This is a genomic window from Sphingomonas sp. S2M10, from assembly GCF_012650175.1.
Classification (GTDB): domain Bacteria; phylum Pseudomonadota; class Alphaproteobacteria; order Sphingomonadales; family Sphingomonadaceae; genus Sphingomonas.
The window spans coordinates 1-2,582 of sequence record NZ_JAAILI010000085.1 but is presented as its reverse complement, the minus strand read 5'-3'; the positions used below and the strand labels follow the sequence as shown (position 1 = coordinate 2,582).

The 2,582-nt window shown below is 65.1% G+C and carries 2 protein-coding genes; both read left to right on the top strand.

The features are described from left to right. Window positions 1-184: 184 nt before the first annotated feature. Window positions 185-1,711 (top strand): IS21 family transposase, encoded by a 1,527-nt coding sequence (gene istA, locus S2M10_RS20995; protein ID WP_168847814.1) that lies wholly within the window; start codon window positions 185-187, stop codon window positions 1,709-1,711. An 11-nt stretch (window positions 1,712-1,722) separates the two neighbouring features. Then, window positions 1,723-2,463, top strand: coding sequence for an IS21-like element helper ATPase IstB (istB, locus tag S2M10_RS20990; RefSeq protein ID WP_168847813.1), 741 nt, complete (start codon window positions 1,723-1,725; stop codon window positions 2,461-2,463). The last annotated feature ends 119 nt before the right edge of the window (window positions 2,464-2,582 follow it).

The window sequence follows — 2,582 nt, the reverse complement described above, 5'->3', positions numbered from 1 at the left end:
TGCGGATTCCGAGGTTATCCCGGCCACCATTCCGATTTGATCCCGGCCGGCGTTCCGACCTGATCCCGGCCGGTATTCCGATTAATTCCCGGCCACCTGCCGGGGGATGAGAAGCCTGATCGTTGGGCGATCCTTGCGGCTGCGTTTGAGCCGGGAGGAATGGATGCCGACGAGGAGGCCGAAGATGCGCGATGTGCGCGAAGTATTGAAGTTGCACCGGGAAGGCTGTGTCCCGATGCGCGAGGTGGCCCGGATGATGGGCATTGCACGCTCGACGGTGCGAGACATGGTGGTCCGCTTCGAGCGTTCGGGCCTGGAGTGGCCGGTTCCCGCCGAGATCAGCGATGCGGATCTTGAAGCGCGGCTCTATGGCCCCGCCGGCGTGAAGCCTGGGCGTCGCAAGCAGCCGGAACCGGACTGGTCGGTTGTGTCGCGCGAGCTGAAGCGCAAGCACGTGACGCTGCAGGTCCTGTGGGAAGAGTACATCGCCGCTCATCCCGACGGCTATCGCTACAGCCGCTGGTGCGAACTGTTCCGGGGCTGGGAGGGCCGGTTGTCGCTGGTCATGCGCCAAAGCCATGCCGGCGGCGAGAAGCTGTTCGTCGACTACGCCGGCGACACGGTGCCAGTCGTGATCAACCGCAGGACCGGCGAGATCCGCGATGCCCATCTGTTTGTGGCGGTGCTGGGCGGCTCGAGCCTGTCGTTCGCGTGCGCGACCTGGACCGAGCAGTTCGCTGACTGGATCGAGGGCCACAATGCCGCCTTCGCCTTCTTCGGCGGGGTGCCGCAGTTGCTGGTGCCCGACAATGCCAAGGTCGCGGTGATCAAGGCTTGCCACTTCGATCCGATGCTCAACCGCAGCTACACCGACATGGCCCGGCATTACGGGACGGCAGTGCTGCCGGCGCGGCCGAGGAGGCCGCGCGACAAGGCGAAGGTCGAAGCCTGCGTCGGCATCGTCGAGCGTTGGGTGCTGGGCCGACTGCGCAACCGCGTCTTCTACAGCCTGGCCGAGCTCAATGCCGGCATCGCCGAGTGCCTGACCGACCTCAATGAGACGCGGATCCTTCGCCAGTTCGGCCGAACGCGCCGCCAGTTGTTCGAGGAGGTCGATGCGCCCAACCTCAAGCCGCTGCCGGCGGAGCCGTGGATCCATGCCCAGTGGAAGCGCTGCCGGGTCGGGCTCGACTACCATATCGCCGTCGATCACCACCATTACTCGGTGCCGCATCGCTTCGCCCGCCGCGAGGTCGAGGCCCGCTTCACCGCGCGCACCGTCGAGATCTTTCTCGGCGGCGAACGCATCGCGGTGCACATGCGTGGCAGCGGAAATGGCTGGCATACGACGGTGCCCGAGCATATGCCCTCGAGCCACCGGCGCTATCTGGAATGGACGCCGGCGAAGATCCGCGATGAGGCGGCCCGGATCGGGCCGATGCTGTCGCTGTTGGTCGAGCGCATCATCAACGACCGGCCGCACCCTGAGCAGGGTTACCGCTCGTGCCTTGGCATCATCGGCCTTGCCAAGCGCTTCGGTGCCGATCGGCTCGAGGCTGCTGCGGTGCGCGCGCTGGAGATCCAGGCGCGCAATTATCCCTCCGTCAAATCGATCCTCGAAAAGGGGCTCGACAAGGTGCCCGTGTCCACAGCCCCGGAACGCGAGCCGATCCTGCACGACAACATCCGGGGCTCCCAATACTACCACTGAGAGGTGCGACGATGCTCAAACACCCGACTCTTGATCAACTGAACCAGCTCGGCCTGACCGGGATGGCCCATGCCTTCGCCGACCTGGATGGCAATGGCGACACCGCCGGTCTCGGCCATGCCGAGTGGCTGGCCCTGCTGCTCGATCATGAAGCAACCTGGCGCAACGATCGGCGCCTTGCGCTTCGTCTGCGTCATGCAAAGCTGCGGCACCATGCCGTGCCTGAAGACGTTGATTACCGCGCTCCGCGCGGGCTCGATCGCCGCCTGTTCGAGATGCTGCTCAAGGGCAACTGGATCGCCGCCCACGAAAACTGCGCGATTATCGGGCCGGCCGGCGTCGGCAAGAGCTGGCTCGCCTGCGCCATCGGTCACCAGGCCTGCCGCGACAACCGCTCGGTTCTCTACACGCGCCTGCCGCGGTTGATCGACGACCTGTCGCTGGCCAAGGGAGACGGCCGCATCGCTGCGCGCATGAAGAGCCTTGCCCGCGTCGACCTGCTCATCCTTGACGACTGGGGGCTCGAACCGCTCGACGGCAATGCCCGCCATCACCTGCTCGAGATCCTCGAAGACCGCTACGGTCGGCGTTCAACCCTGGTCACCAGCCAACTTCCAGTGGCCCGCTGGTTCGATCTGATCGGAGATCCAACTTACGCCGATGCCATCCTGGACCGCCTCGTTCACAACGCCCATCGTCTCGAACTCTCCGGCGAATCCATGCGCCGAAACGCCATCCCACAAGTCGCTTGACCCGCCAAAAACCTGCATGCCATTACAACCACTCGATCTGGCTTCGCCCGACCGGCTTCACATCGGAATAGTGGCCGGGATCAGATCGGAATAGGCGGCCGGGATCGTCGGAATCCGCA